Raw genomic sequence first — 1,041 nt, 5'->3', positions numbered from 1 at the left:
CTATTGAAAATTCTACGCCAGAAAATATGACCAATTTTTCCCCTATGACGACATTAGGTCTGGCTCCAAACAGAAAACTGGTTAAAATTAATTGTGGAAAACTGTTTAATTTTACTTGACGGTTACACTCGGTCTCATCATGACAAAAGAATGCTCCACCTAATTAACTTCTTTGGTTTCTTATATTTTTCTTGAAAATATTTATTATCCACCATAGAAAAACTGCTATTAGAATACTCTCACAGGCACTTACACAGAGAGCAAATATAAGTCTTCCAAAATCCTCAAGTTCATTGAAACCATAATTTTGAAGTTCCAAATAATAGAACATATTATGAATAGAGATAAAAACCATTATTAAAAGAAATAGAAACCAAAAAAATTTATTGCTTTTCTTAGGTAAGCCTAATTCCACAGTTACACCTCCTTTATAAGCTAATATATTAAAAGCTCTCTTACTACTGGTTATTTAGCTGTCGATGGAGTCTTATATTTCTTTGCTAGTATAAATTCTAAAGGGGTCCTATTTGGTACAATAGTCTTGGAAGTTAATTTTTTGATATAACTTTCCCCAAATAATTTAATAGATTAGTTGGATTTTCGTTTAATTCTGTTGTTCAAAAATATCTTGTAATAAATCAGTACCATAAAATGTTGTAATTAACGAAGAACTCTCGAATTGGTGCTTCCAAGAATTAAATCCTCCTTTTTCAAAATCTGCAAATTCAAAAATAATCTCTTTTGGATCTATCTCATTAAAATCGTAATCCAAGACTAATAAGGACTTAATAATAAAGTAATTCATCACCATTTCTTTATGTTCCTTAAAAACAAATTGATTTTCATTATTATTATAAAAGCTAGAAAGGAATTTTAAAATTTCTTTTTTATTTATGATGATTTGAAACATCATTAAACATATTTTGGAGTTTTTTTGAGGTTTTGCCCTCTAGTTCTTTATTTATATACAAAGAATATACGATTCCTTCTAATACCCTTACATCACTAACCAATTCATCGTTTTTCAAATAAGATAGCTCT

2 protein-coding genes are annotated in these 1,041 nt (G+C 28.2%); both read right to left on the bottom strand.

Translation table 11 applies throughout. The features are described from left to right. Positions 1–163: 163 nt before the first annotated feature. Positions 164–415 (bottom strand): hypothetical protein, encoded by a 252-nt coding sequence (locus tag ACOI1C_RS22570; protein ID WP_422512880.1) that lies wholly within the window; start codon positions 413–415, stop codon positions 164–166. A 189-nt stretch (positions 416–604) separates the two neighbouring features. After that, positions 605–811, bottom strand: a complete 207-nt coding sequence (locus tag ACOI1C_RS22565; protein WP_422512879.1) for a hypothetical protein — start codon at positions 809–811, stop codon at positions 605–607. Positions 812–1,041: the final 230 nt, after the last annotated feature.

Source organism: Bacillus sp. DJP31, from assembly GCF_049310945.1.
In the GTDB taxonomy this organism is placed as follows: Bacteria; Bacillota; Bacilli; order Bacillales; family SA4; genus Bacillus_BS.
Note: the sequence above shows the minus strand (reverse complement) of the source record. Positions and strands in the feature narration are given on the sequence as shown.